Origin of the sequence: Psychrobacter sp. AOP7-A1-24, assembly GCF_052376235.1 — a bacterium.
Taxonomy (GTDB): domain Bacteria; phylum Pseudomonadota; class Gammaproteobacteria; order Pseudomonadales; family Moraxellaceae; genus Psychrobacter.
This window is the reverse complement of record NZ_JBQSVM010000019.1, coordinates 1-24,470: the sequence shown is the minus strand read 5'-3', so window position 1 is coordinate 24,470 and position 24,470 is coordinate 1. Positions and strand designations below refer to the sequence as shown.

Annotated in this window: 19 protein-coding genes; 11 read left to right on the top strand and 8 right to left on the bottom strand. The window is 41.9% G+C overall.

Going from position 1 to position 24,470, the window contains the following annotated elements:
• Positions 1-74: 74 nt before the first annotated feature.
• The 3 genes from rlmD to cysM form a co-directional block, all read right to left on the bottom strand.
• On the bottom strand, positions 75-1,646 hold the full coding sequence (rlmD, locus tag ACT3QQ_RS08220) for a 23S rRNA (uracil(1939)-C(5))-methyltransferase RlmD (protein WP_444527618.1): 1,572 nt from the start codon (positions 1,644-1,646) through the stop codon (positions 75-77).
• Positions 1,647-1,707: 61 nt separating this feature from the next.
• Positions 1,708-2,532: a 3'-5' exonuclease gene (locus tag ACT3QQ_RS08215; RefSeq protein WP_444527617.1), complete on the bottom strand. Its 825-nt coding sequence runs from the start codon at positions 2,530-2,532 to the stop codon at positions 1,708-1,710.
• A gap of 146 nt (positions 2,533-2,678) precedes the next feature.
• Positions 2,679-3,632 (bottom strand): cysteine synthase CysM, encoded by a 954-nt coding sequence (gene cysM, locus ACT3QQ_RS08210; protein ID WP_444527640.1) that lies wholly within the window; start codon positions 3,630-3,632, stop codon positions 2,679-2,681.
• A gap of 607 nt (positions 3,633-4,239) precedes the next feature.
• Here cysM and ACT3QQ_RS08205 point away from each other — a divergent pair.
• The 10 genes from ACT3QQ_RS08205 to tsf all read left to right on the top strand — a co-directional run bounded on the left by ACT3QQ_RS08205 (position 4,240) and on the right by tsf (position 17,748).
• A complete protein-coding gene (locus ACT3QQ_RS08205) occupies positions 4,240-7,860 on the top strand; it encodes an ATP-binding protein (RefSeq protein ID WP_444527616.1) in 3,621 nt (1,206 codons plus the stop codon).
• A gap of 223 nt (positions 7,861-8,083) precedes the next feature.
• Complete coding sequence (locus ACT3QQ_RS08200) at positions 8,084-8,896, top strand: crotonase/enoyl-CoA hydratase family protein (RefSeq protein WP_444527615.1); 813 nt, start codon at positions 8,084-8,086, stop codon at positions 8,894-8,896.
• Positions 8,897-9,242: 346 nt separating this feature from the next.
• Entirely contained in the window at positions 9,243-10,502 is a 1,260-nt protein-coding gene (locus ACT3QQ_RS08195; RefSeq protein ID WP_444527614.1) for a multidrug effflux MFS transporter, read from the top strand.
• A gap of 353 nt (positions 10,503-10,855) precedes the next feature.
• Entirely contained in the window at positions 10,856-11,725 is an 870-nt protein-coding gene (locus ACT3QQ_RS08190) for a transporter substrate-binding domain-containing protein (protein WP_444527613.1), read from the top strand.
• A gap of 12 nt (positions 11,726-11,737) precedes the next feature.
• Positions 11,738-13,918, top strand: coding sequence for an ATP-binding protein (locus tag ACT3QQ_RS08185; protein ID WP_444527612.1), 2,181 nt, complete (start codon positions 11,738-11,740; stop codon positions 13,916-13,918).
• Between the two features lie 61 nt (positions 13,919-13,979).
• A complete protein-coding gene (locus ACT3QQ_RS08180; protein WP_444527611.1) occupies positions 13,980-14,342 on the top strand; it encodes a response regulator in 363 nt (120 codons plus the stop codon).
• Between the two features lie 30 nt (positions 14,343-14,372).
• Complete coding sequence (locus tag ACT3QQ_RS08175; RefSeq protein ID WP_201607363.1) at positions 14,373-14,822, top strand: chemotaxis protein CheX; 450 nt, start codon at positions 14,373-14,375, stop codon at positions 14,820-14,822.
• Positions 14,823-14,857: 35 nt separating this feature from the next.
• The gene (locus tag ACT3QQ_RS08170; protein ID WP_444527610.1) at positions 14,858-15,307 is read left to right on the top strand and encodes a chemotaxis protein CheX; all 450 of its coding nucleotides are present in this window, start codon (positions 14,858-14,860) and stop codon (positions 15,305-15,307) included.
• A gap of 410 nt (positions 15,308-15,717) precedes the next feature.
• On the top strand, positions 15,718-16,506 hold the full coding sequence (gene rpsB / locus ACT3QQ_RS08165; protein WP_444527609.1) for a 30S ribosomal protein S2: 789 nt from the start codon (positions 15,718-15,720) through the stop codon (positions 16,504-16,506).
• Positions 16,507-16,866: 360 nt separating this feature from the next.
• Entirely contained in the window at positions 16,867-17,748 is an 882-nt protein-coding gene (gene tsf, locus ACT3QQ_RS08160; protein ID WP_444521087.1) for a translation elongation factor Ts, read from the top strand.
• 156 nt (positions 17,749-17,904) lie between these two features.
• Here tsf and ACT3QQ_RS08155 read toward each other — a convergent pair whose 3' ends face one another.
• From ACT3QQ_RS08155 to hflX, 4 genes are all read right to left on the bottom strand, one after another.
• Positions 17,905-18,615, bottom strand: coding sequence for a lytic transglycosylase domain-containing protein (locus ACT3QQ_RS08155; RefSeq protein ID WP_444527608.1), 711 nt, complete (start codon positions 18,613-18,615; stop codon positions 17,905-17,907).
• 574 nt (positions 18,616-19,189) lie between these two features.
• Positions 19,190-19,879 carry an LrgB family protein gene (locus tag ACT3QQ_RS08150; RefSeq protein ID WP_444527607.1) on the bottom strand — a complete coding sequence of 230 codons (690 nt, stop codon included), beginning with the start codon at positions 19,877-19,879 and terminating at the stop codon, positions 19,190-19,192.
• Positions 19,880-19,895: 16 nt separating this feature from the next.
• Positions 19,896-20,330: a CidA/LrgA family protein gene (locus ACT3QQ_RS08145; RefSeq protein WP_444527606.1), complete on the bottom strand. Its 435-nt coding sequence runs from the start codon at positions 20,328-20,330 to the stop codon at positions 19,896-19,898.
• A gap of 375 nt (positions 20,331-20,705) precedes the next feature.
• Positions 20,706-22,133 (bottom strand): ribosome rescue GTPase HflX, encoded by a 1,428-nt coding sequence (gene hflX, locus ACT3QQ_RS08140; protein ID WP_444527605.1) that lies wholly within the window; start codon positions 22,131-22,133, stop codon positions 20,706-20,708.
• Positions 22,134-22,439: 306 nt separating this feature from the next.
• Here hflX and ACT3QQ_RS08135 point away from each other — a divergent pair, with 306 nt between their 5' ends.
• Positions 22,440-23,240, top strand: a complete 801-nt coding sequence (locus ACT3QQ_RS08135; RefSeq protein WP_444527604.1) for a lysophospholipid acyltransferase family protein — start codon at positions 22,440-22,442, stop codon at positions 23,238-23,240.
• A gap of 158 nt (positions 23,241-23,398) precedes the next feature.
• Here the strand turns inward: ACT3QQ_RS08135 and ACT3QQ_RS08130 are convergent, their stop codons facing one another.
• Positions 23,399-24,439 carry an aldo/keto reductase gene (locus ACT3QQ_RS08130; protein WP_444527639.1) on the bottom strand — a complete coding sequence of 347 codons (1,041 nt, stop codon included), beginning with the start codon at positions 24,437-24,439 and terminating at the stop codon, positions 23,399-23,401.
• Between the last annotated feature and the right edge of the window lie 31 nt (positions 24,440-24,470).

Sequence of the window (24,470 nt, the reverse complement as noted above, 5' to 3'; positions counted from 1 at the left end):
TTAAGTAATTGTAATAACGCTTAATTATCTCTTTAATTAGGTTCAACTATTAATCGTTTTTGAAGACTAAAAGGTTAAACCGCTACTTTTTCGAAACGAGCGATAGATTCAACATGACCTGTATGGCAGAACATATCCATGACGCCAGCATGAGTCAATCGATAACCTTGTTCTAGCAGTGCTTTTGTATCACGAGCAAGGGTCGCTGGATTACAAGAGACATAGACAATGCGCTCAGCATTAAATTTTGGCAAATACTGCATAATCTCCCAAGCACCAGAACGTGGTGGATCAATCAATAACGCATCAAAGCCTTGATTGGCCCATGGCTTGTCAGTACAGTCCTGCGTCAAATCTTGGCTATAAAATTCAGTATTGCTAATACCATTGCGACGAGCATTGTCAGCCGCGCGTTCGGTCATGGCTTCACTGCCTTCGACACCGACTACTGAGCCGGTTTCGCCAACGAGGCGTGCTAGGGGCAAACTAAAGTTCCCTAAACCACTGAATAGATCCAGTACGCGTTCGCCTGCTTTTAAGTCTAATAAATCACAAGCAAGCTTGGTCATCTGGCGGTTGACCGATAGATTGACTTGAGTAAAGTCAGTAGGGATAAACTCAAAAGTCAAATCATACTCTGGCAATTGATAATACAAGCGCCCAAACTGCTCGCTTAAATCATCAGTGTCTGTCAAAGCGATACGTTGGATACTATCAACGCCTTTAGACTGTAAATAAAGCTGCCAATTACGCGCCGCAAAAAACACTTTTAGCTTGTCTATATCAGCGTCTGATAATGGTTCTAAATTACGTACGATGAGCGCAACTGGCTGATTGCCGTCGGGTAGCTCTGGCAGTTGCTCACCCATTGCAAGCTCAAGCTGAGCAATTTTGTCACGGCTTTCTAAAGTGCTAATAAGCGTTTTTAGATTTTCAATCTCGAACCCAATACGTGGATCTAGGATATGACATTCATTTAGCTCTGCTAAGAAGTTGCTTGAACGCTCACGGAAGCCGACAAGCGCTGTTTCTTTTTTGACAACATAGCGCACGCCCAAACGCGCTTTGGTACGATAACCAAGACGATCACCAACCACAGGAGCAAGCCAGTTATCAGGCGCCGCATTGGCTTGATGCATTAGCATTTCAGCCAGTACAGACTGTTTAAAGTTTATTTGTCCATCTGGCTGCCAGTGCTGCAAGTTACAACCGCCGCAAGTACCGAAGTGCGGGCAGGGTGGTACAGCGCGTTCAGGGTTTGGATTGGCGGTGATACTAATGGCATCGCCTTCTTCGAAGCTAGCACGGCTGTTAGTTATTTTTACTAGAGCGCTTTCACCTGGTAGGGCAAAGCTGACAAAGATTTTTTTGCCGTGCTTGTCTTCGGCATGACCTTCAGCAACATCAAAACCATTACCATACACAGCAACACCGCGACCATCATGTGATAAGCCATCAACATTAAATGGAAGTGGCTCTGCATCTTTTAGACGACGACGTGTCTTTGAAGATGGTTTAGATTTTTTCTTACTAGGCGGAATGACAATCGTTTGGGTATCTTTTGTTTGAGCTTTATCCGTTTGAGTATTACTGTTTTGCGCTGCCATGTCAGATGCTGTAGATGTTTTTGAATCGGTGGGTTGCATAAACCTGCCTTAATAATAAATAACTAGAAGAGGGAAATAAAAACGACTAATAATGCGATCTTTATAATTCTGGTGCCGATGACCAGTCAGCGATAAATTCTTGATGCCTTGGGCTACCGTCAGTCTGGGTATATTTTGCCAGATAGTCATAGCTCTGCTGCTGCCAACCATCAAAATCCTGTGAAGATAATTGCCCTGTTAGACGCAACCAGCGCAAATAAATAAGCCAAGTGTTCATAACATCAGACTCACAGTATATAGATAGGGTCTGCCAGTCACCTGTATTGACAAGCGAACCGACCATGCTACCATCCACGTCAGTTTTACCAGACAATCCATACAAACTTGCGACGATATCCATGGCTTCGCGGCGGCTAGCACCGTACTGACTAAACCGATCCATCAGATCCAGATGGCGTGTATGGAAGCGATTTACATAGTTATCGAAGCGCATATTTTTGATACGCTCGCCTTCTTCGAACAGCCATGGTGCTGACAAATCATACTGCATAGCACGATATATCAGTACAGGTATGTCAAAGCCTGAGCCATTCCAACTAATAAGTTGTGGTAGTGTCTCAAGGTCATTAAACGCTCTAAAGAATTTGGCTAGGATTTCTTTTTCACTAAATTTATCCGCAGTCAAAGAGAACAGCGATAAATTACCATCCTTGATGTATAACGCTGAGATACAGACGATACGTTGCAGTGGTAGGCGCATAAAATCATGCCCAGCCTCTTGCGTACGTATGGCTGTCAGCGCACTTAACGCATCTGCATCATTGAGATCAGCCAATTGCGGATAGATACGACGTGCTGCATCGACATCGGCGACAGTCTCGATATCAAAAACCAATATAGGATTGGATGGTAGCGCTTGTGACATAGATAATCCTGACTATTTACGAGCTTATGGTTAATCCATTATAAAAGAATAACAACATTAATCTTGCTTGAAGTATTACGTTTAGATCTGAACAGTGATGCTTTGCATTTTTTGAATTAACAATACTAAACGGCGTTTTTTATACATCAATTAATGTCTGCGCCGTTATCCGTATTGCTGTCGTCAACATTATATAAACCCGTTGATAAATAACGATCTCCGCGATCACAAACAATAAAGGCTATAACAGCATTAGGATTTTCTTTCGCGACTTGAGTCGCTGCCCATGCAGCTGCACCTGAAGATACCCCAGCAAAAATACCTTCAGTTTTTGCTAGTTTACGCATATAAATCTCAGCAATACGCTGATCGATATCCATCATTCCATCAATCAAATCTGCGTCAAAAATGCCTGGCATATAAGCAGCAGGCCAACGGCGAATACCAGCAATAGAGGCTTCTTCGTCAGGCTGTAGACCAATAATTTTGACATCTGGATTTTGCTCTTTTAGATAGCGTGACACACCTGTAATCGTACCTGTTGTGCCCATTGAGCTAATAAAATGCGTAATTTTACCTTCAGTTTGTGCCCATAGCTCAGGGCCTGTAGTCAGGTAATGTGCTTGGCTGTTATCAGGATTATTAAACTGGTCCAATATGACTCCTTTGCCATCTGCTTGCATCTGCATGGCCAAATCACGCGCGGCTTCTATACCTTCGTCTACTTCAATCAGCGTTGCACCATAAGCAATCATGGCGTCTTTACGCTCTTGGGTAGAGTTGGTTGGCATCAGCAACGTTATTGGATAGCCACGCATCGCAGCGACCATGGCCAAGGCAATACCAGTATTACCACTAGTGGCTTCAATCAACATATCGCCAGGCTTGATATCACCGCGCTGTTCTGCTTGATAAATCATATTAAAAGCAGGACGATCTTTTACAGAACCTGCTGGGTTATTACCTTCAAGCTTAGCTAATACTGTGGCGCCATTGGCGATATGCTCTTGCTCAGGCAGACGTTGAAGTTCCACCAATGGCGTTTGACCGACACAATCAGCGAGGGTAGAGATTTGAGTAATAAAATTAGCATTTGACATGGCCGTAGTGGACATAAAGTATCCTTTCCTGTTTTTTAAATATGCTTTTAATGGATTGTTTTTGACTGAAGCGCTGTTCTTATTGTTTGATCATAGCTTTAGACAGTCGCTTTGCATATAGCATTCAGGTGATAAGCGAGCTAAAAACGAAAGGCAGTAGATTGCGCTCTCATATGTTATGACTATGAGCGATATATTGTGGTAAATAAAAAGTGGCTTTATTATATCATTTTGTTTTCAGCTGCGCTTATCGCATCAAGGATTAATAGTCACTATATCAGGTCAATATCAATGTTACGTTAAGGGTTGCAACAGCAGGACTGTTCGCTCAAAGCCATCTTTTATTTGACACAGAGTAATTGGCACTCTGTTTGTCACGTTGTTTATCATACGGAATGCTTGACCAGAACTGACAGAATCCTGTTAAGATAATCTTGAGCTGTATACTAGCTGTTTCGTCAAAACTGATAACCTTATTGATACTAAGTGATTTTATTAATAGTAGCGCCTTGCCCAGATACTTTAATACGACACGCTGCACGTACTATGAAAACTAACATTATCATGAAAATTCACGGCAAAAACTTTAGTAGAGAGTAGACCTAGCATGGCATATAAAAAACGTTTCGATACCAGTAGTGCTTATGGTCAACTGGTCATACTTGTGTTTTTGCCCATCTGTGTGTTGGCTGCGGTCGGCGGTATTTTGGTTTTTTATGAAACCATGCGTGCCAGTAATTCAGAGCAAGAAGTTTTAGCTGAGGCTGTACTAATTCGCTACACGCCTGTCATAGCTGAACTGATTCCTGAATTGTTAGAGCAAGAGCGTAAGCAGGTCACTAGTGAAATTTATATAGGCGATGCGCCTCAGACTGTCATAACGAAGCTTGAGGATATCCAGGATAAACTGGGTCGCATGCAGTCTGAGCAGCATGTACAGCGCATTGCTATCATTGACGAAAATAATCAGGTGCTAACCGCAGTTGGCTACGGACTAGAGGAATCGTGGCCATCCATTGATACCAAAGAAAGCTTCTTATCACAAAAGCAAACCTCTATTGGTACTGCATATGGCAGTGTTTTGGGAGAGTTTGAAGGACAGACGTTGTGGTTACTCGTCGATATGGATAATGAACCGCTCTATATTGCACGCTACCGTATTGCGATGGCCTTGGTAATTACTGGTTTATTTACTATTTTGATTCTACTACTGAGCTTAAATATCTATTCGAAACGTTGGATCGCCCCAATTTATGAGCTTCGTTTGCAACTACAGCGTACCCATGTTGATAATTTATACCAACCTGTACCAGTGGAGTCAGATGGTGAGTTGAATTTATTGCAGCAGGATTTAGTCAGAACTTTGCGACGCTTGCATAGAAGCTTTCAAGAGCTTAAGGATCATGCAGAGCAAACCGAGGATGATTTACGTCTGGCATTTGATGAGATGGAAATGCAAAACATCTCTATTCGTAATGCACGTGATGCTGCTATTTCAACCAGCCAAGCAAAGTCTGCATTTTTAGCTAATATCAGTCATGAACTGCGCACACCATTGAATAGTATCGATGGCTTTATTAATTTGCTGGCACGTCACGGTGAGCTCAATCCTGAGCAAGACTTATATGTACAGACCATACGTAAATCTTCAGCACATTTGCTTGCTTTGGTAAATGATGTCCTAGACTTTTCTAAGATCGAGGCAGGTAAGCTGGTACTAGATCGCCATGAGTTTGACCTTTATGACACTATTTATGATGTGGTCGATATGCTATCTCCTGTTTCTGCAGAGAAAGGTTTACGCATGGCGGTACTGTTTTACAATGATGTACCGATGCGTATCAACGGTGACGCACTACGTCTTAAGCAAGTGTTGACCAATATTGTTGGTAATGCCATTAAGTTCACAGATAGTGGTGATGTGGTGGTGCGAGTAAGCTTAGACGACCACCGTGATAATTATCTGATGATCAGTGTGCAAGATAGCGGAAAGGGCATTTCTATTGCAGATCAGAAAATGCTGTTCCAAAGTTTTAGCCAAGGTGATCCATCTATCACGCGTCAGTATGGGGGCACAGGATTAGGTCTGGTCATCTCTAAGCAGCTAACGCGTTTGATGGGCGGTGACATTGGGTTTCATGATAATGCGCAAGAAAATATTGCCAATCAAGGCGCAACGTTTTGGTTTCGTATGCCAGCCCATGTCGATGTGTTAGAGGCAGCGACAGGACAGACAATTGAGTTGCCAGTATTAGCGCCACTGGCAAGCGAGACTGATGAATTTAATGTGTTGGTTTGGATCAATCATACCGCTTCGATACAGGTACTCAAGGCCAGTTTACAGTATTTGCCGATTAAGCTGACTCAAGCCAATTCATTACCAGGTGTACTGGAATCATTAAAAGAGCATGGGAACTATTGGGACTGGGTCATCGTTGATGATGACACGCAAGACGATATGATGGCGCTCCTCAAGCAAATTCGTCTGCATTATCAAGGTAAGCTTGCCGTATTTGGTTATCAAGTGGCGGCCGATCAAGCGCTTCTTAACCGCTATCATGCCAACATACTGTATGAGCCGTTAGACAAAAGACAACTGTATGCGATGCTTGATACCCAAAGCCGCAGTATGCCGCAGACCATGCAGGAGCCACGTTGGAAAGGAGTTACTGTACTGGCAGTTGATGACCATCTGCCCAATCTACTAGTGCTAGATGCTCTGTTGAGCGAGCTTGGTATTCAGGTAGTTACTGCAAGCAGTGGGTTTGATGCTATCGAGATTGTCAGTAAACAACAAACCAAGAACGTCAAAACTGCGAAGAGTGATAAGCAGAGCCTATCGAGTAAAACGCAACTCTCTAAAGCGGAAACACGTGATGAGATAAATAAGAAAACAAATAGCGCGTTCTATCATGAGGACACGAGCACTGACGACAAGGCAGCTACCCAAGACAAAGATAATATTGACTTGATATTTATGGACATTCAAATGCCGCGTATGTCAGGTCATGAGGCAGCTAAGCAAATTCGAAGTATTGAAAATGCGGATAGCCGTATTCCTATTATTGCTCTGACAGCTCACGGGTTGGCAGATGAACGAGACAAACTTATAGCCAGTGGTATCAACGACTATGTTGGCAAGCCTATTAGCCAACCTCAATTATTGCAAGTGCTACAGAAATGGCTGGGTCGTAAAAGTGCCACACCACAACTAACAGCATTGTCTGATACAGATTTCCAGAATTTTGGTCAACAGCATTCTGATCTACAGGGTACTAATTTAGAAGATGCTCATGTACAGAACACTGACTCATCAGAAGCTGAACTCACTGCTATTGATTCGCTACGTGGTTACTCAATCAATGACAATGACTTATCGAACGATTTGCTCTCTAACAGTGTAGACGGTCAAAAGACTCAAAATAGTTCAGATGTATTTGCAGGTACTTCAACAGCTACCTATCCAATAATCAGAGAAGAAAGGGGCGACTACAATAAGGCTTCTTTGGGTGGTGAGCCAAAAATTACCCGACCACTATCCTTGAAAAAAATCCGTGATGATTATTTGCGCGACAGTCAGCCTCGTGAAGGCTATAGACGAGATACCACACGCGATATTCAGCCACGCTATGAGAGCTTACGCCTACAGAAACAAGGTCAATCGCCATTATTACAAACACCGACGGAGTCTGTCGATAACTTTCAAGACCCAAGCATTCAAGACAGAAGCTCTCAAGATAGGACCGTTAACGCTAATTCGACTCTACAGGGGCAAATCAATAATGATCTTGGTCACAATAATATCAGCAAAAGCGATACCTCAAACATTTTAGATTGGCAAGATGCGCTCACTCGTTCAGCGAACAAACCTGAGTTGGCGGCCAAGCTTATTATCATGATGATCGATACTATCAATGATGAAAAGCAAGCCCTCATTCAGGCATGGGAAGCTCATGACCGCAACATGCTGGCACAAATTGCCCATCGCATATTGGGTGGTAGTCGATATACAGGTGTACCGCAATTGCGTCAAGCTAGCCAAGACTTAGAGGATAAGTGCCTGCTGAATGTACAGCATACAACGCCTGTACAGTTTGCAATGATTGAGCCTTATTACGAGGCATTATTAACGGCACTAGATAATCTACAAAAGGTAGATTTATCTTCTTATCCGCAGCTCAATTACCATCGCTTGAGCGAAAATGATATGACGTGGAAGATGATATAAAATGAGGGTAAGGTAAAATAGACAAAATCATTCAGGTTCAGCGAGCGACAGGTAATCTCGTGAAATTCGCTTATTGCTAATAGCTAGACAACTTGCATCTGCTGTATATAAAACTGACCATAGTATCGTGGCAGTCAGTTATTACTACGGTACAACAAAGACAAGCCTGCTAATATTGTGAATATCAATATCACATTTATTTTATTCATTAATAAGGATTGTTATGAACGCGGTTGCAAGTTATCAGTATGAGACCTTACAAGTTAGTATCACAGACAACATACTGACGGTTACCTTAAATCGTCCACATAAAAAAAATGCCATGAGTTTTCAGGTAATTAATGAGCTGATTAAGCTAGCAGGTCGTATTAGCAAAGACAGAACCATACGCGCAGTCATTCTAAATGGGGCAGAGGAGACGTTTTGTGCAGGTATTGATTTAGGAGATTTAAATCATCCAAAAAATACGGCATTTGCGCTTTGGGAGTTGATTAAGCCATGGCAAAGTGCGTTCCAGCGGGTGTGCCTGGTATGGCGTGATCTGCCAGTACCCGTCATAGCGGTATTGGAAGGGTATTGTATCGGCGCTGGACTACAGTTGGCGTTGGCTTGTGATGTACGTATCAGCCACCCTGACTGTCAGCTATCTATTATGGAAGCTAAGTGGGGTTTAGTACCAGATATGGGGCTGACACAATCAGCGTTTGGGGTACTACGAGAGGACACTCTTAAAGAGCTTGCTATGAGCGCTCGTATCATTGATGCTAATAAAGGCAAAGAATTGGGTTTGATTAGCCACTGTAGTGAATCACCTCTTAAACAAGCCCAAAAACTGGCTACTGAATTTGCAGAGCGCTCTCCCGATGCGGTGCTGGCAAGCAAACGCGTGATAAATGCGATGTATGATCAGCCTGCTAAGACCCTATATAAAGAAAAGGCATGGCAGCTTAAAATGATGCTTGGTCGCAATCGTAAACTTGCTCTCAGAAAAGCAAAGCAAGCCAGTACCTTATTTGGTAAACGTCAATTCCGCTAAATTTTTTTACTAGTAACTTTGTTAGTGCTGTCCTGATTTGAATGAAGGAAAATTACTACCTAAAAATACCAGACATGTTTTGATAATTTTTATTATCGAGTTTTAATTGTGAGCGGTTGTTTCGCCAATATCCTATAGCCATTGAAATGCAAGCAGATAGCACGATATAGCATTGTCTGCTTGCACCGATGTGGGTAAAGATGCACTATTGTTGTTAAAGGTTGCTATATTGATTACTGGATAAGCCAGTAAAATGACTAAAGCTTGCCTAACAACATCTAAAAGCAATTAAACGTCGAAAAATAAAATATTAAAAATAATAGCCACTATATAAAACGGTTTAAATATGTCTGCTTCAAAACCTTCCCTTCCAAATAAACCTATCACTTCTGAGCGAGTGCGCTCTGCCGATTTGCCTGTCGCATGGATTATGATGCTTGGGCTAATGGTTGCGGTAGGACCGTTATCGATTGATATGTATCTACCAGCACTGCCATCAATGGCAGATGATTTTGGTGTTTCAACAGCCTTTATGGCCAACTCTGTTCCCGCATACTTTTTAGGCTTGGTATTTGGGCAGCTATTTTACGGACCCTTTAGTGACCGTGTCGGCCGTGTCAAACCTTTGTATATAGGTATGACGCTATATGTTATCGCTTCCATCCTTTGTGCAACTACAGATAATGAGTACGTACTATTTGCAGGCCGTACCTTACAGGCATTGGGCGCATGCGTTGGCGCAGTAGTTACTCGTGCCGCAATTCGAGATCGCCTTACTGCGAGACAAACGGCAAAAGCTTTTTCCATCATGATTTTAGTGATGGGTTTAGCACCTATATTGGCACCATCGCTTGGCGCGCTATTCTTACAGTTTTTTGATTGGCACTCTACCTTCTGGTTTTTAGCCGCATTTGGCGTTCTAAACTTACTGCTTACTAAGTTTTTCTTCTTTGAGACTTTGACTGAAGAAAACCGTAATTTACGTCCTGCAAGGGAAGTGCTCAGTCAATATTGGGATTTACTAAAAGACCCAACCTTTAACTATCCAGCAATTGGCGGTGGCTTATTGATGGGCGCGATGTTTGTCTATATTAGCTCTGCTTCTGAACTGATTATGGATACTTACGGCGTTTCAGCGACACATTTTGGTTGGCTATTTGGAATGAATGCAGCGGGCTTTGTAGGTTTGACTCAGCTGAACCAATGGCTTACTAATCGCTTTCGTATATTAAGCATTCTACGATTTGGGGCGATGATGCAGGTCATTTCTGCAGGTGTGCTATTTGTGATTGGCCTAACTCTAGGTACTGATGCTTGGCTACCACTGGTATTGGCTTGTATTTTCTTTTGTATCGCAGGACTGGGTTTGACCCAGCCTAATGCTTCTGCAATTGCGCTCGCTTTTCAAAAACGCCGTGCTGGTATGGCAAGCGCATTGCAAGGCTCGCTGATGTTCTCAGTTGGTATCTTTGGCGGCTTATTATTGAACCTGTTTCCAGTTAACCCAGTTCTCAAGGTCGGTATCGCCATGTTTTCACTAATGAGCATAGGTTCTTTCTTAATTTGGCAGATAGATCGTAATCTAAATTTAGACGATGCAGAGTAAAATCATCTTTGTTCTAAGTTAATTTTATTTTAAAAAGCACTCATACGTTCCCAACCTATGAGTGCTTTTTTATACGTGTTGAATATTTATTTCATCAAGAAATAAGCCTCATAAACGCTTTAAATAGCAAGGTTATAGAACATTAGTGAACATAAGTTATTTTAAATTATATGCTTATTTTTAAATATATAATCAATTCTAAATAATGACCCAACATAATTATTGCAATCATAAAATTAGACAAGTACTATCTATCGTAACTTTCTGTAAGCAAATATGTATACATATTACTTAACCTTGCTAGATTGTCATTCACTAAGATGTAAAACAACGTTAAGTTTCAAGGATAGATTATGATGCGGTTATATCGAGCGCTACCTATTTTGTTGAGTGTTGGCCTATTTGGCTGTGGCAACTCTGCTACTCAAGAAAGTGTAAGCGCACCAGTAAAAGAAAATACAGATAGTTTTGTAAGTAAACTACCTGATACAGCGCCAACACTGAAGGTTGCCATGACTGGTGATTTGCCACCTTTCTCATTCCAAGATGATTATGGAAATATGCAAGGCACTGATGTTGATTCAATTCGTGCTATCGGTGAAGAGCAGGGATTCAAAGTCGAGTTTTATAAGGAAACTTGGCAAGACATGTTCGATAGCGTCGAATCAGGAAAGCGAGATCTAGCGATTTCTGGTATTTCTTATAAAGACGATCGTGCAGTGAGATATGGTCTATCAACACCCTATTTTTTCAACCCAGCTACTATCATGTATTTGGAAGGTAAGTTCGATATAAAAGGTCTGAGCGATATAAAAGGGCTAAAAACAGGAACGTTAGAAGGTTCTAAAGAAGAAGACACGCTAAAAGAAATGGGCAGTTCAGTTGAGCTAGTTTCAAGACCTACTACATTTTTGGCGTATCAGGATTTGGTTCAAGGCAATACAGATGTCTTTTTGTATGATATGCCAGTCTTACAATATATCGCTAAAGGCTATCCTGAGCATAAGGTAAAGATTGTACCTTATGAAGCAGCAGATGCGCCTTCAGCACAGCAAGTGGTGCTAATGGCAAAAGAAAATACTCAGCTTATCAACACGGTCAACGAAGGTATTGCCAAACTAAAAGAAAGAGGGATATTTGAAGAAATTGAGGCGCGTTGGTTAGGTGAAGCTGAACCGACTGAAAAGAGCGTCTCTGATACTAATACTAAGCAGTTGAACTAAGGAATTCTGAAGATGGCAACCGTACCTAATGTTGACAATAAGCGCTATCAAGGTCTGATCATTTCAATTGCACTGTTTTTATCTCTAATCGGTGCTTTGCTGGCGTTTACGTTTTATACCTCAAATTTATTAGAAAGAAATACCGCTTTAATTGACCAAACCAACCAAGTTGCGAACAGTGCACAGGCAGTAATTAAAGATCTTTTCGATTTAGACAGCAGTTATGGTGAAGATACTAACTCTCCACATATACAACGAGTACTAAGCCGTTTAGAGCAAAATACTGCGCTAATTACTAGCTCTATTGCTGCCATTGAGCAAGGTAGTACGATCACGGATGCAGAAGGTAATAGCTATGACTTGCCAAAAATTGACAGTCAAGCACAAACTAATATTGCTGCGGCTAATGAGCAATGGGAAGCGTTAGAACCTAAGATTCAAACATATCTAAAAGATGCTGATAATGTAATGGTGATGTCTGCCGATGATTTGACCCAAGCGGTAGAACAGGCGAAGACATCAAGTTTGTTTATTAATGACTCCTTAGATAATCTGACAAAAGACGTTTTTGATAGTGCACAACGACAAGCGACCACCATTCGTCTTATCCAGGTACTTGGTGTTGCCGCTATCTTTACCTACTTCTTGATCTTCGTATTTTTCTTTGTACGTCGTTTGCGTGAGACAGATGCTGAAGCATTTGCTGCTCGTCAGGAAACGCAAGAGATTATGCAAACAGTAAATACGGGCCTTTTCCTACTTGATAAAGACTTAAATATTGGTCAACAACATTCTCGAGCGCTTAACAATATCATCGGATCTGATAGCTTGGCAGGGGAGAATTTTACCAATGTCTTGCGTGGTCGTATCTCTGATAAAGACCTTAAGACCACACAGCAGTTCATTGAGCAGCTTTATAATCCTCGTGTTAAAGAAAAACTGGTGGATTCACTTAACCCGTTACACAAGGTAATGCTACACAATGTGTCTGAAGACAAGAGTCTTGATAACCGTTTCTTGGATTTTAAATTCTCGCGCGTTTATGACAATAAAGATATTGCTCGTATCTTGGTCAACGTTAACGATGTGTCAGATGCAGTCTACTTAGAACAGCGCCTAGAAAAAGAGCGTTCGCAAAACGATATGCAGATTGAGATGTTGACAACTATCTTGAATGTAAATCCAAAAATTATTAATGAGTTTATTAATAATACCCAAGCGCATATCGAGAGAATGAACAATATCTTGAAAAACCCTGGTAGCTCGCAATACGAGCTTGAAGGTAAATTAAAAGCGATTTATCGTGAAATGCATAGCTTAAAAGGCGAAGCATCGGCATTGAAACTGCATAGTTTTACGAAGATTGCTTCTGATGCGGAAGACCAGTTACATGCGTTGCAAAACCAAGGTCAGTTGTCTGGTAATGACTTCTTACCATTAGCGGTGCATTTGGATGACTTACTCAGCTTGTCGAATACGATTGCGACATTGGGTGAGCGTATCAACCGCTCAGCACCATCAGCAGCTAAAACGTCAACCGTACAGGCGCCAGTCGCTACGCAAGATCCAGTAGCAGACCATGCAGCTAGTAATGTTAACTTTGATGGTGGGTTGGATATCGATTTAGATAGTGAGACAGATAATGATTTATTGTCTTTCTACAATGACTTTGCAAAAGAAATTGCTGCTAGGCAAGGTAAGCAAGTACAGCTAAAAAGTACGACGCTAACCCAAACGAGCATTCCAACACATCTTGCAAAGCCAATCAAAGAAATCAGTATTCAGTTGCTGCGTAATGCGGTAGTACATGGTATCGAGTCACCAAGTGTCCGTCATTCTACTGGCAAAACTGATGTTGGAATCATTGATTTGGAGGTGCAAGACAACGGTTCAAACTTTATGCTGGTTGTACAAGACGATGGACAAGGTATCAACTATAACAGCATCCGTAATAAACTGATTCAAGAAGGTCGTTTTGGTACGGAAGAAGCCAACCGACTTAGCAAAGGTGACTTGCTCAAGCAGTTGTTCTCTTCTGGATTCTCTACCAAAGATCACGCAGATGAAGACGGTGGTCGCGGTGTTGGACTTGATATTATCAAAGCTAAAGTAAAAGAGCATGATGGCAAGCTTAACGTAAATAGTGAGCTGGGTCAGATGACACGGTTTGTCATTACTTTGCCTAAAGCTTAATCAAAATAGTAATTATATTGTCAGGGACGACAAGCACTTCATTAAAGGTAGTAGATAAATTATGCATAAGTTAATGATTGTTGATGATTCAAATATTATTAGAAACCGTATTCAGCGCGCATACGATTCAGGAAAATTCATGTTGGTTGCGACAGCGCCCAGCGGTGTTCAAGCCATTGAAAAGTTTAATGTCCATCGTCCGGATGTGATTACCATGGACTTAACTATGCCACAAATGGATGGACTAGAATGCATCGAAAAAATCATCGAGATCGATCCTGAAGTACGCATTCTGGTGGTATCAGCGTTATCGGACAAAGCCACAGGCATCGAAGCATTGTCGCTAGGTGCCAGCGGATTTTTGTGTAAGCCTTTTTCTGAAGAGGAGCTTGTAGAGTCTTTGTATGAGCTGATGCAAGACTAATACCATTCATCGACTAAAGCAGACGTCATTATGAAAGAGCAAAAGCTACAGATTTTTTTAAGTATTATTAGTAACTATTTTGACCAGTTTGGTGGAGAAGAGCTGATTGCTGATACCCCTTACTTGCTAGAAAATAAACAGCCAAAAGTCCATGATTATACGGGTGTGATTGGTATATCTGGTGGGCAAAAAGGTGTGGTATATTTTTCGGCGACGCGTGAATTGCTGTCTTCGATATTAGACAGCATGGGCGAAACTGATAAAAGTGAAGAGAACTATGTAGATCTAGCTGGGGAAGTGGCCAATACAATCGCAGGCAATGCACGAAAAGAGTTTGGCTCAGAGTTCCATATCTCTGTACCATTTGTATTCAAAGGTGCGCCGCAAAGTATTGTATTGCCGAACGATGAGCGTTCTTTTATTATTCCCATCACCTGGCATTCTCAAGTAGGCGAGATTGTGGTTTGTTTGCAGGACTAATACTGCTACGTAATACAGATGGATATTAATATATTATGGTTAAAGTAGAAAAATTGGGTGTGTTTTTGAGCTCGATCAATGCGTTTTTTGCGCAAATCGATGGCTCGGAAGTGTCAATTAATACCCCTTATTTGAACAATAATAAAAGCGCAGTTGGCTTTGATTATAGCGGTGTCATTAAGATATCGGGCCCTTTAGAAGGCTGCGTCTATGTCAGTGCATCAAGCGTGATGTTACGAGAGATTATCAAAGTGATGGGTGAGCCTGACTCATCAATCACAATGATGAAAGATTTGCTAGGTGAAATGGCCAACACAATCTCAGGTAACGCTCGTACAGAGTTTGGTTCAGAGTTTATTATTTCTCCGCCGCATATTGTTGAGAGTGCGCCAAGCGTTTCTTATTTGCCTAAAGATCGTCAAAGCTATATCACACCATTTACGTGGCGTGGTTATAAAGCAGTCATTGGTATTTGTATTGCATAATATATGCATAAAGCGGTGCCTATACAATTAAATGAATGATTAAAAAGCGATGCAACTGTGTCGCTTTTTTTATTTTGTTAGCGCTCTATTTTGTTTTCATATTATGAATAAGCTGCTAACAAACTGGTGGAGTTTCAAAGGCGTTATGTGATAAAATACAGCGCAGTTATTTTTATAATTCACTTTATAGTTTAGATTTGGGCATTTGCCTTAATCTAGCGATAGCTTATTTTTTAAACTAACCAATGACACACACATCATGGCAAAAAATTGCTGGGTGTTTGGCGACTTGATTAATTTGTGATCCGTTAGTGCTTTACTAATGAAAACTAACCGGTAGCAGATGCGTGTCGCTAAATAGGCTGTTTTTGTGATGTGGAGGCATAACCCAACCAATAGGATATATTCTCATGGCTACAAAGAATCCAACCAAAATTGAAATGCGCGACTTACTACAAGCTGGCGCTCACTTTGGTCACCAAACACGTTTTTGGAACCCAAAAATGGGTCCATACATCTTTGGCGCACGTAACAAAATCCATATCATCAACTTAGAGCATACTGTAAAAGCGTTCAACGACGCGTTGACTTACGTAAACGGCCTAGCTGCTAAGAAAAACAAAGTATTATTTGTTGGTACTAAACGTGCTGCAAGCGGTATCGTACGTGAGCAAGCAGCTCGCGCTGGCATGCCATACGTTGACCATCGCTGGTTAGGTGGTATGTTGACTAACTGGAAAACACTACGCCAGTCAATCAACCGTTTAAAAGAGCTAGAAAAGCAAGCAGAAGATGGTACTTTCGCTAAGCTAACTAAGCGTGAAGCGTTAGAGCGTACTCGCGATATGGAAAAACTTGAGCGTTCACTAGGCGGTATCAAAGATATGGGCGGCCTACCTGACGCAATCTTCGTTGTAGACGTAGATCACGAAGCTATCGCTATTAAAGAAGCTAAAAACCTAGGTATCCCAGTTATCGGTATCGTTGATACTAACTCTAGCCCAGACAACGTTGACTACATCATCCCAGCTAACGATGATGCTATCCGTGCTGTGACTTTGTACGTAACTTCTATGGCTGATGCTATCATCGCTGGTAAAGAATACGCACAAACTCAAGCTGGTGGTAAAGCTGAGCAAGCACCTGCTGCAACTGAAGAAGCGCCAGCTACAGAAGAAGCTGCTACTCCAGCAGAGTAAGTAACTAAATCAAAAAGTTTAACTTTGTAAGGATGTCTTGATAATACGTTTATCAGTATTCATATAGTAAGTTGAACAGCGTATAAGCTCATAATAGGCATGATGTAGTTTTACTCGTCATGCCTTGTTATTGAATAAGGCATTATTAATAGCGCTATTTGTATAAGTGAGTAGCCATCGGGCGAGTATTATCGTTCCTATTGGTTATATCGCTGTATTGTAGAGATGTTATTTGTTTGACATCATCTATGGCTATATTAGTAATCGTTCAAAACGAGCTTTCTGCTAGATTTTAAGTAATACCAAGATATCGAATAGAAATACAGCACTCCTATACATAACTATATTAAGGTGACTCTTATGACAGAAGTAAAAGTATCTGCCAAAATGGTAAAAGAATTGCGTGACCGTACTGGTCTTGGCATGATGGAATGTAAAAAAGCGTTAGAAGAATCAAACGGTGATGTTGAAGTTGCCATTGATAACCTACGTAAATCTGGTCAAGCTAAAGCCGCTAAAAAAGCGGGTAACATCGCAGCTGACGGTGCTATCATCATCGCTCAAGGCGAAGGCAAGGCATTCTTGTTAGAAGTTAACTGCCAAACTGACTTCGTTGCAAAAGATGACAGCTTCACTGCATTTGCAGAAAAAGTTGCTAACCTTGCACTAGAAAACAACGTAACTGACGTTGCTGCTATCTCTGCATTGCCTTATGGCGATGGTCAAACTGTAGAAGAAGCACGTGTATCACTAGTACAAAAAATTGGTGAAAACATCCAGGTTCGCCGTGTTGAAACACTTGAAGGTGCTAACATCGCTGCATACCGTCATGGTCTGCGTATCGGTGTAGTTGTATCTTATGAAGGTGGCGATGCTGACACTGGTAAAAACCTTGCTATGCACATTGCAGCGTTCAACCCTGTTGCTGTGGATGACGAAGACGTAGCTGCTGACGTACTAGCACGCGAAAAAGACATTATTGAAGCAAAAGCAAAAGAGTCTGGTAAGCCTGACAATATCGTTGAAAAAATGATTGAAGGTGGCCTACGTAAGTACCTAGATGAAGTTACTTTACTGCGTCAGCCTTACGTTATGGACAACGACAAGAAAGTTGGTGACGTACTGAAAGCTGAAGGCGTAAAAGTACTTGGTTTCAAACGTCTAGAAGTTGGTGAAGGCATTGAGAAGAAGCAAGAAGATTTCGCTGCTGAAGTTGCTGCAACTCAGGCTGCTAACAAGTAAGTATCAAATAGTATTGTATTAAGCTGTGAGTACTTAATTGTGTCTCACAGTTTGGCTTTATCACTCGTGATATATCATGATATAAAGCGTCCAAACATAAAAAAGCCCACTAATGAATTAGTGGGCTTTTTTATGTTTGGCTGTTAGCTAATTGGCTTAGCGTAGAGCAGCATAGGCTGAGTTAGCATAGCTAGCACTATTACCGTTGCTGCTGGTACCGTAACTGATATTTTGTAAACCGCTACCCACATTGGTGCTGCCGGTTTGATTGTTGGCATTAATACTCGAACCAAAAAGCCCTGTATCGTTCTTATACAAGCTATGGTAACGGCTCATAACTCTTTGGACATAGTTACGTGTTTCTTTGAATGGAGGGATGCCACCATATTTATCGACATTGCCTTCACCCGCATTGTAGCCTGCAACAGCATATTCAACATTGTTATCAAAGCGGCGCATCAGCCACGCAATATATTTGGCTGATCCCTCGATATTATCTGCAGGGTTCCAAGGGTTACTTACTTTGAATCGGCGAGCAGTGGCAGGCATCAACTGCATAAGACCTTGTGCACCTACTGGTGAGCGTGCATTTGGATTAAAAGCTGATTCAGTATGCATCATTGCTTTCATCAAGGCAGGGTCAACGCCGTTACGCTCAGCAGACGCACGAATATAACTGTCATAAGAGTTACGATTGCCGCTGTTGCTAGTGGCACTACTACCATAGCTATCGTTGCTTGCGTCAAACATCTTAGAGCTTTTGTAATGGGTGACTTTGACTGTTTTAGTAAACTTATTGAAATTACCACTAGACACACTACGATTAGTAAGTAGTATTTGACCGTCGTTGCTTTTTTTGATGTACATACTATCTGCGTGAGCTGTGACAGAAAAGCTCGAAAGAGCAATTGCACTTAGTAAAAGGGGAGATAAGTAGCGTGTCATCATAGTAGTAACATTTATCATAGAGGTATCACTTTTCATCGAATAATAGCAAATTTTTTTGCCTATATATACGTTGATTTAGGCGCTTAAGCGGTTACTGAGTTTACAGAATTATTTAGTCCATTGTGAGGGCAGCAGCTTAGCAATTATCACATTCAATAAGAAATCATTTGCAAAAGACGCAAAAAATAATAGTCGCTTACTATAACATATAATGAATTTTTAACGTATTACATTGGAAAAATAAGTTGTAAAATCAAACTTTTATCATTAAGTGAATCAGTATGCAATGTTTTCTGAATCACGCAACCTAATGTTTTTAGTAGGTTCTTCGTGCTTGCGAACTTAGATAAATAAAGTGTCTCAACTCTTTAAGAAGCCATAATGACATTTAAATAATCGAGATAATATTCAAGCTGAAATTAATAATAGATAACTATATTAATCTTTCAATTCTCAAAAATAGAAAATAATCTAGGTATGGTTTCAGTTATAACTAAATACCGATAGTGCTGATAAAGATAGGTACCCAAACAGCGGTAACTAATCCATTTACGGCGAGTCCAAATGCAGCATAACGCCCCGCTGTATGACTGATCTGCCATGCTTCTACTGTACCAAATGCATGCGCCGCTAAACCCAATGCTAGACCTTTGGCGCGGTCATCGTCGACACTACGGAACAAAAAGCGAGCGACCGTACCGCCTATCAAACCTGAGACGATGATAATTAGGTTAGCCATTGCCAATGGTGCTTTGATCAAATCTGCGACACTCAAGCCAATCGGCGTAGTCACAGAACGAGTAGCGAAAGCCAATAGGGTCTCATGACTGAGCGAAAATAAATAAGCCAGAGACATAGGTAATAACGCGCCAACGACACTCGCAATAGCGACGATTAAAGTGAGTTTTTTAACGGGTAAACCTTTGAAGTTCATCGCCGCCAATGGTACAGCCAAGAGTACCGTCACGTACCCTAACAGATGGTCAAATACAGGTTTTGCCGCGCTATAATAGTTGTTGTAATCCCACTGCAGTATAAATAAGAAAACAAGCACTAGGACCAGTGCGGTAATGACCATCGGTAACCATGATAATTTACGCGCCAATACACGTGCAATCACATGCGCTGCCAAGGTTAATAGTATTGCAGCTAGGGTCGCCATAAATACGCTGTCAAAAGTCATAATATCTCTCCGCAGCTCACGGCTGTCCCTTTTGCTCATTGGTAGTCGTCGTGTCGGTGTTTGCAGTGTGATTGAGCCAGCGATTGGCTAATAATGCTAGTCCCCACAGTGGTATGAGCGTACTAACGATCATCGTTATCATCACACCCAATAGCTCATCTCCTAGAGCAAATAACAATAAGCCTGCACCAGCAGAAACTGGTAAAAATGCAAAACCGCTATCGACTAGTAAAGTGTTACTGGCTTGCGTAAGCCAGCTTGGCAACCCCTTAAGTAGTCGCCACGTCATCAAGATAATAAACATCGCAACTAAGCCAACGATGTTGGCTGCTTTTTCGATGCCTGCCATTTGACAGAGAATAACGGCCATTTCTCGGACAACGATAACCATGGTCAACGTTAGAATTAACGCAAGCCATAGTGGAAGATGGGAGGAGTGAGCAGACTTCATAAGCAATTCTGGCCAAGTAAGATATAAACGGGTGGCGTACAAAACAAAGTACGTGATCGCATCAATAATTCAACAGATGAAATGATGCTATAAATACTCATGGTATTGGTTTTCACTTTCAAATTATTAACGTTATCTATCAATATTTGTTGAATGTACAACAAGCGATTATATAGAGAGTGAGGCAACTAATAAAGCCTATGCGCTGTGACTCGTCATATCCAAAAAAAATAGACGATATCAATGGATATCGTCTATTCTATTTTAACTTACTATATAAGGATTTGTACGTTAATAGTAGGAGTCAAATGCTCATCAAACTATTGCCGCAAAGAGCTATTTTTAGTAATAATTCTTACTTTCTAAAAATAACTATTACTTTGCTGAATCAGCTGTTTCTGAGTTCAAGGCATCAAATTCGTCAAACGCTTTTTCTTCAGCCTCTGTCATGGTTGGCTCTTCAACGTCATCAACTTTTTCAAACTCTTCGAGTACCGGCATCAGTAGTGTTGCTTGTGCAAGCGGCAATACATCGATGGGTTTCAAGTTAGCTTGACCCAGTAGCTGCCTTAAGCGATCACTTGGCAAACGAACCGTCAGACATTCGCGACCTGTATCGTCGTAGCTTTCTTCTTCAATAACACCCAATTCATATAAAGTGTTTTTGAATTGTCCAGCATCATACGGCAAGGTCAAATCAAACGTTGTCAGTTTACCTGTTAGCAGTTGCTGTACGGCAAGCGTTAGCTCTTCCATGCCTAAATTCTGTCTAGAAGAGACATAAACGCGGTTTGGCTGACCTTCGCTAGCATAGCCGATATGTGCAGGCTCATCAGTCAAATCAATTTTGTTGTAGACATTGAGCACGGGTACGTCGTTATCGATCTCTGCCAACACTTCTTTGACCGCCTGAATCTGCTCGTGCATGTCTTCACTAGAGGAATCAATGACGTGCAATAACAGGTCTGCCTCTAGTGTTTCTTCTAGTGTTGCATGAAAAGACTCAACCAACTCATGCGGCAGATGACGGACAAAACCAACCGTATCAACTAAGACGACACGACCAACTCCTTGCCAGTCTAGACGACGTAGGGTAGGGTCTAGCGTCGCAAATAGTTTATCGGCAGCGTAGATGTTTTCGTCAACCAAACGATTGAACAAAGTAGACTTACCCGCGTTGGTATAGCCGACCAGTGAGATGGTCGGTACGTCTGATTTTTGACGACGGGCACGGCCTTGCGCACGGGTCTGACGGACTTTTTCTAGTTTGCTCTTTAGCTGATTGACACGAGTCTGTAGTAGACGACGATCGGTCTCAAGTTGGGTTTCACCAGGTCCACGTAAACCAATACCACCTTTTTGACGTTCCAAATGCGTCCAACCACGTACCAGACGTGTTGATAAGTGGTTAAGCTGAGCCAGCTCTACTTGTAGCTTACCTTCGTAGGTACGGGCACGCTGCGCAAAAATATCCAAAATCAAACCAGTACGGTCTAACACGCGGCATTTCACTAGCGCCTCGATATTACGCTCTTGTGACGGCGACAAGCTGTGGTTAAACAATACGATATCGGCATCGTGCTCGCGTACCATTTCTGCAATTTCTTCTGCTTTTCCGCTACCAACGAAAAATTTGGCGTCAGGACGTGAGCGTGAGCCGGTGACCAGTGCCAAACGATCGGCACCTGCTGAATCAGCCAATAGCTCAAATTCACTAAGATCATCAGGATCTTGAATTTGGCGGATGTCTAAATGTACTAAAATGGCGCGTTCGCCACCTTCATGTCTTTCAAAATAATCCAAAGAGTATCACCTATTTAATAAAGTAAATGTCTCGCTATTGCCAGCTCAATAAGCTTTGACGTAGCGTTCATATGATTATCTATATATGGTCTTGTCACTTGATATTAAAGCGTATTAGCACAATTAGCGATGGTTTTATGTTACAGCGTTTGCTGTGGATAATTTTTTATAAATTTGCTTTATTACCTGTTTGTATAAAAGTCAGCACTCACTGAGTGAACAAGCTATCACTGAGTGTGTGAACTTTGCTATACTGGGCTCGTTTTTTGACTATTAAACACCCGTTATTTAATCATGAGGGCGAAGATGAGCCAAGCTAAATCAAGCTTTTCACTCAGACGACAGTTGAGCCGAGGTAGACAAGTTGCTGGTATGACCACGACCATGGTCGGCGGCATACGTGCGGCAAAGCGTATCGGTGCATTTAAGCAGCCACCACGCGAAACCCTACCACGTTATATCCAGACGTTTTGCCGTAAGATGGCAGGCTCTTTTGGGGTAAAAGTAGTAGAGGTGGAACCTGTAGAGCAGTTCCATGGCTTATGGGTATCGAATCACGTGTCATGGATGGATATTCCTGTCGTTGGTACTGTGAGCCCAGCGTTCTTTTTATCCAAGGCTGAGATTGGTGACTGGCCTGTATTTGGCAAACTTGCCCATGCCGCAGGAACGCTTTTCATTGAGCGTGGCTCCGGTGATGCAAGCTCAGTATCGGCGCAGATTGCTGACTTTTTAGCGAAAGGTTTTTCGATTATTTTCTTTCCTGAGGCGACCACAACTAGTGGTAAAAAAGTAAAACGCATTCATGGAACATTGCTACAAGCAGCCATAGATGCTGATGTGCCTATCAGGCCGATCATCATCGCTTATGTCAATAAAGACGGAACGTTGAGTGACGCATTACCATATTATGGTAAGCTGACGATGAAAGAAAGCATGAAAAAAGTGCTCGACAGCAAAAACGTGACCGCTTATGTGTTGCCACTTGCGCCTATAGATCCAGAGGGTCGTAACAAAAGCGAGCTGACCAATTTATTGCAAGCACGTATGAATGAAGGATTGGCTGAGCTACATTCAAGAGTCCTTAGCATACCAGTTGAAGACTGACTACTTAGAGTTGAGCTAGTGTAGCTAATCTTAGCCAGCCAAAAAAAGGGCGCAAATCGAAACGATTTGCGCCCTTTTTTGTGACCGATTTAATAGAGCAGGCATAATCTCATTTATTCAGCTGGCTCTATCAAAATTCAAACTCTATAAAAGACCAACTATGGCGATGGATTAGGTTGCTGCGCGTGTACCGCCTCAATCGCTTCCAAGACATCTGCTGTCAGCTCCACATTGACACTGTCGATGTTTGATTTGAGCTGTTCGGTCGTCGTTGCCCCAATGATGTTACTGGTGACAAAGTGGCGAGAGTTTACAAAAGACAATGACATCTGCGCCATGTCCAAACCTGCATCAGCAGCTATCTTGGCATATTGTTCAGTGGCTGATTTGGCTTGCTCATTCACATAACGACCAAAACGATCATACATAGTCAAACGTGCGCCAGTTGGACGTTTACCATCGAGGTATTTACCAGACAATACACCAAAACCAAGCGGTGAATACGCAAGTAGACCCACGTTTTCACGATGAGCAATCTCAGCCATACCAACTTCGTATAAACGGTTCAATAGGCTATATGGGTTTTGCACAGTAAGTGGTGGAATTAGGCCATTTTTGTCTGCTTCCCATAGATAGCGCATGAGTCCCCAGGCGGTATCATTTGATAAGCCATACGCACGAATACGACCCTTTTTGATTTCATCGTTCAATGCCTGAATCGTTTCTAAAAATGGGGTTAAATCATCTAATGACTGTGTTGCCATGTCTTCTGTGTAGCCGCGCTGGCCAAAAAAGTTTGTTTTACGCTCAGGCCAGTGTAGCTGATAGATATCAATATAATCGGTTTGTAGACGCTCAAGGTTGCCATCAATGGCGCTGCTGATATGCTGCGCGTTAAAACGCGTTTGTCCATCACGCAAAAAATCCATTGGTGATATTTTGCTAGCGAGAATAACTTTGTCGCGCTGTTTGGTCTTGTTAAACCACGTACCCATGAATCGTTCGGTATCGCCTTGTTTGTCTTTATCTGGTGGTGATGGGTACATCTCGGCGGTGTCCCAAAAGTTCACACCTTCACTGAGGGCCATGTCCATTTGCTCATGTGCTTCGGACTCAGTATTTTGCTGTCCCCATGTCATTGTGCCTAAACAGATTTTAGATACTTTTTCATCGAGTTGCGGTAACGTTTGATACTGCATGTAAGTCTCCCTTTTGGCTGTTTTTATTGAT

Coding starts and splice junctions, on each gene's coding strand:
- rlmD (WP_444527618.1), bottom strand. CDS start 1,646: ATGCAACCCACCGATTCAAAAACATCTACAGCATCTGACATGGCAGCG.
- ACT3QQ_RS08215 (WP_444527617.1), bottom strand. CDS start 2,532: ATGTCACAAGCGCTACCATCCAATCCTATATTGGTTTTTGATATCGAG.
- cysM (WP_444527640.1), bottom strand. CDS start 3,632: ATGTCAAATGCTAATTTTATTACTCAAATCTCTACCCTCGCTGATTGT.
- ACT3QQ_RS08205 (WP_444527616.1), top strand. CDS start 4,240: ATGGCATATAAAAAACGTTTCGATACCAGTAGTGCTTATGGTCAACTG.
- ACT3QQ_RS08200 (WP_444527615.1), top strand. CDS start 8,084: ATGAACGCGGTTGCAAGTTATCAGTATGAGACCTTACAAGTTAGTATC.
- ACT3QQ_RS08195 (WP_444527614.1), top strand. CDS start 9,243: ATGTCTGCTTCAAAACCTTCCCTTCCAAATAAACCTATCACTTCTGAG.
- ACT3QQ_RS08190 (WP_444527613.1), top strand. CDS start 10,856: ATGATGCGGTTATATCGAGCGCTACCTATTTTGTTGAGTGTTGGCCTA.
- ACT3QQ_RS08185 (WP_444527612.1), top strand. CDS start 11,738: ATGGCAACCGTACCTAATGTTGACAATAAGCGCTATCAAGGTCTGATC.
- ACT3QQ_RS08180 (WP_444527611.1), top strand. CDS start 13,980: ATGCATAAGTTAATGATTGTTGATGATTCAAATATTATTAGAAACCGT.
- ACT3QQ_RS08175 (WP_201607363.1), top strand. CDS start 14,373: ATGAAAGAGCAAAAGCTACAGATTTTTTTAAGTATTATTAGTAACTAT.
- ACT3QQ_RS08170 (WP_444527610.1), top strand. CDS start 14,858: ATGGTTAAAGTAGAAAAATTGGGTGTGTTTTTGAGCTCGATCAATGCG.
- rpsB (WP_444527609.1), top strand. CDS start 15,718: ATGGCTACAAAGAATCCAACCAAAATTGAAATGCGCGACTTACTACAA.
- tsf (WP_444521087.1), top strand. CDS start 16,867: ATGACAGAAGTAAAAGTATCTGCCAAAATGGTAAAAGAATTGCGTGAC.
- ACT3QQ_RS08155 (WP_444527608.1), bottom strand. CDS start 18,615: ATGTACATCAAAAAAAGCAACGACGGTCAAATACTACTTACTAATCGT.
- ACT3QQ_RS08150 (WP_444527607.1), bottom strand. CDS start 19,879: ATGACTTTTGACAGCGTATTTATGGCGACCCTAGCTGCAATACTATTA.
- ACT3QQ_RS08145 (WP_444527606.1), bottom strand. CDS start 20,330: ATGAAGTCTGCTCACTCCTCCCATCTTCCACTATGGCTTGCGTTAATT.
- ACT3QQ_RS08135 (WP_444527604.1), top strand. CDS start 22,440: ATGAGCCAAGCTAAATCAAGCTTTTCACTCAGACGACAGTTGAGCCGA.
- ACT3QQ_RS08130 (WP_444527639.1), bottom strand. CDS start 24,439: ATGCAGTATCAAACGTTACCGCAACTCGATGAAAAAGTATCTAAAATC.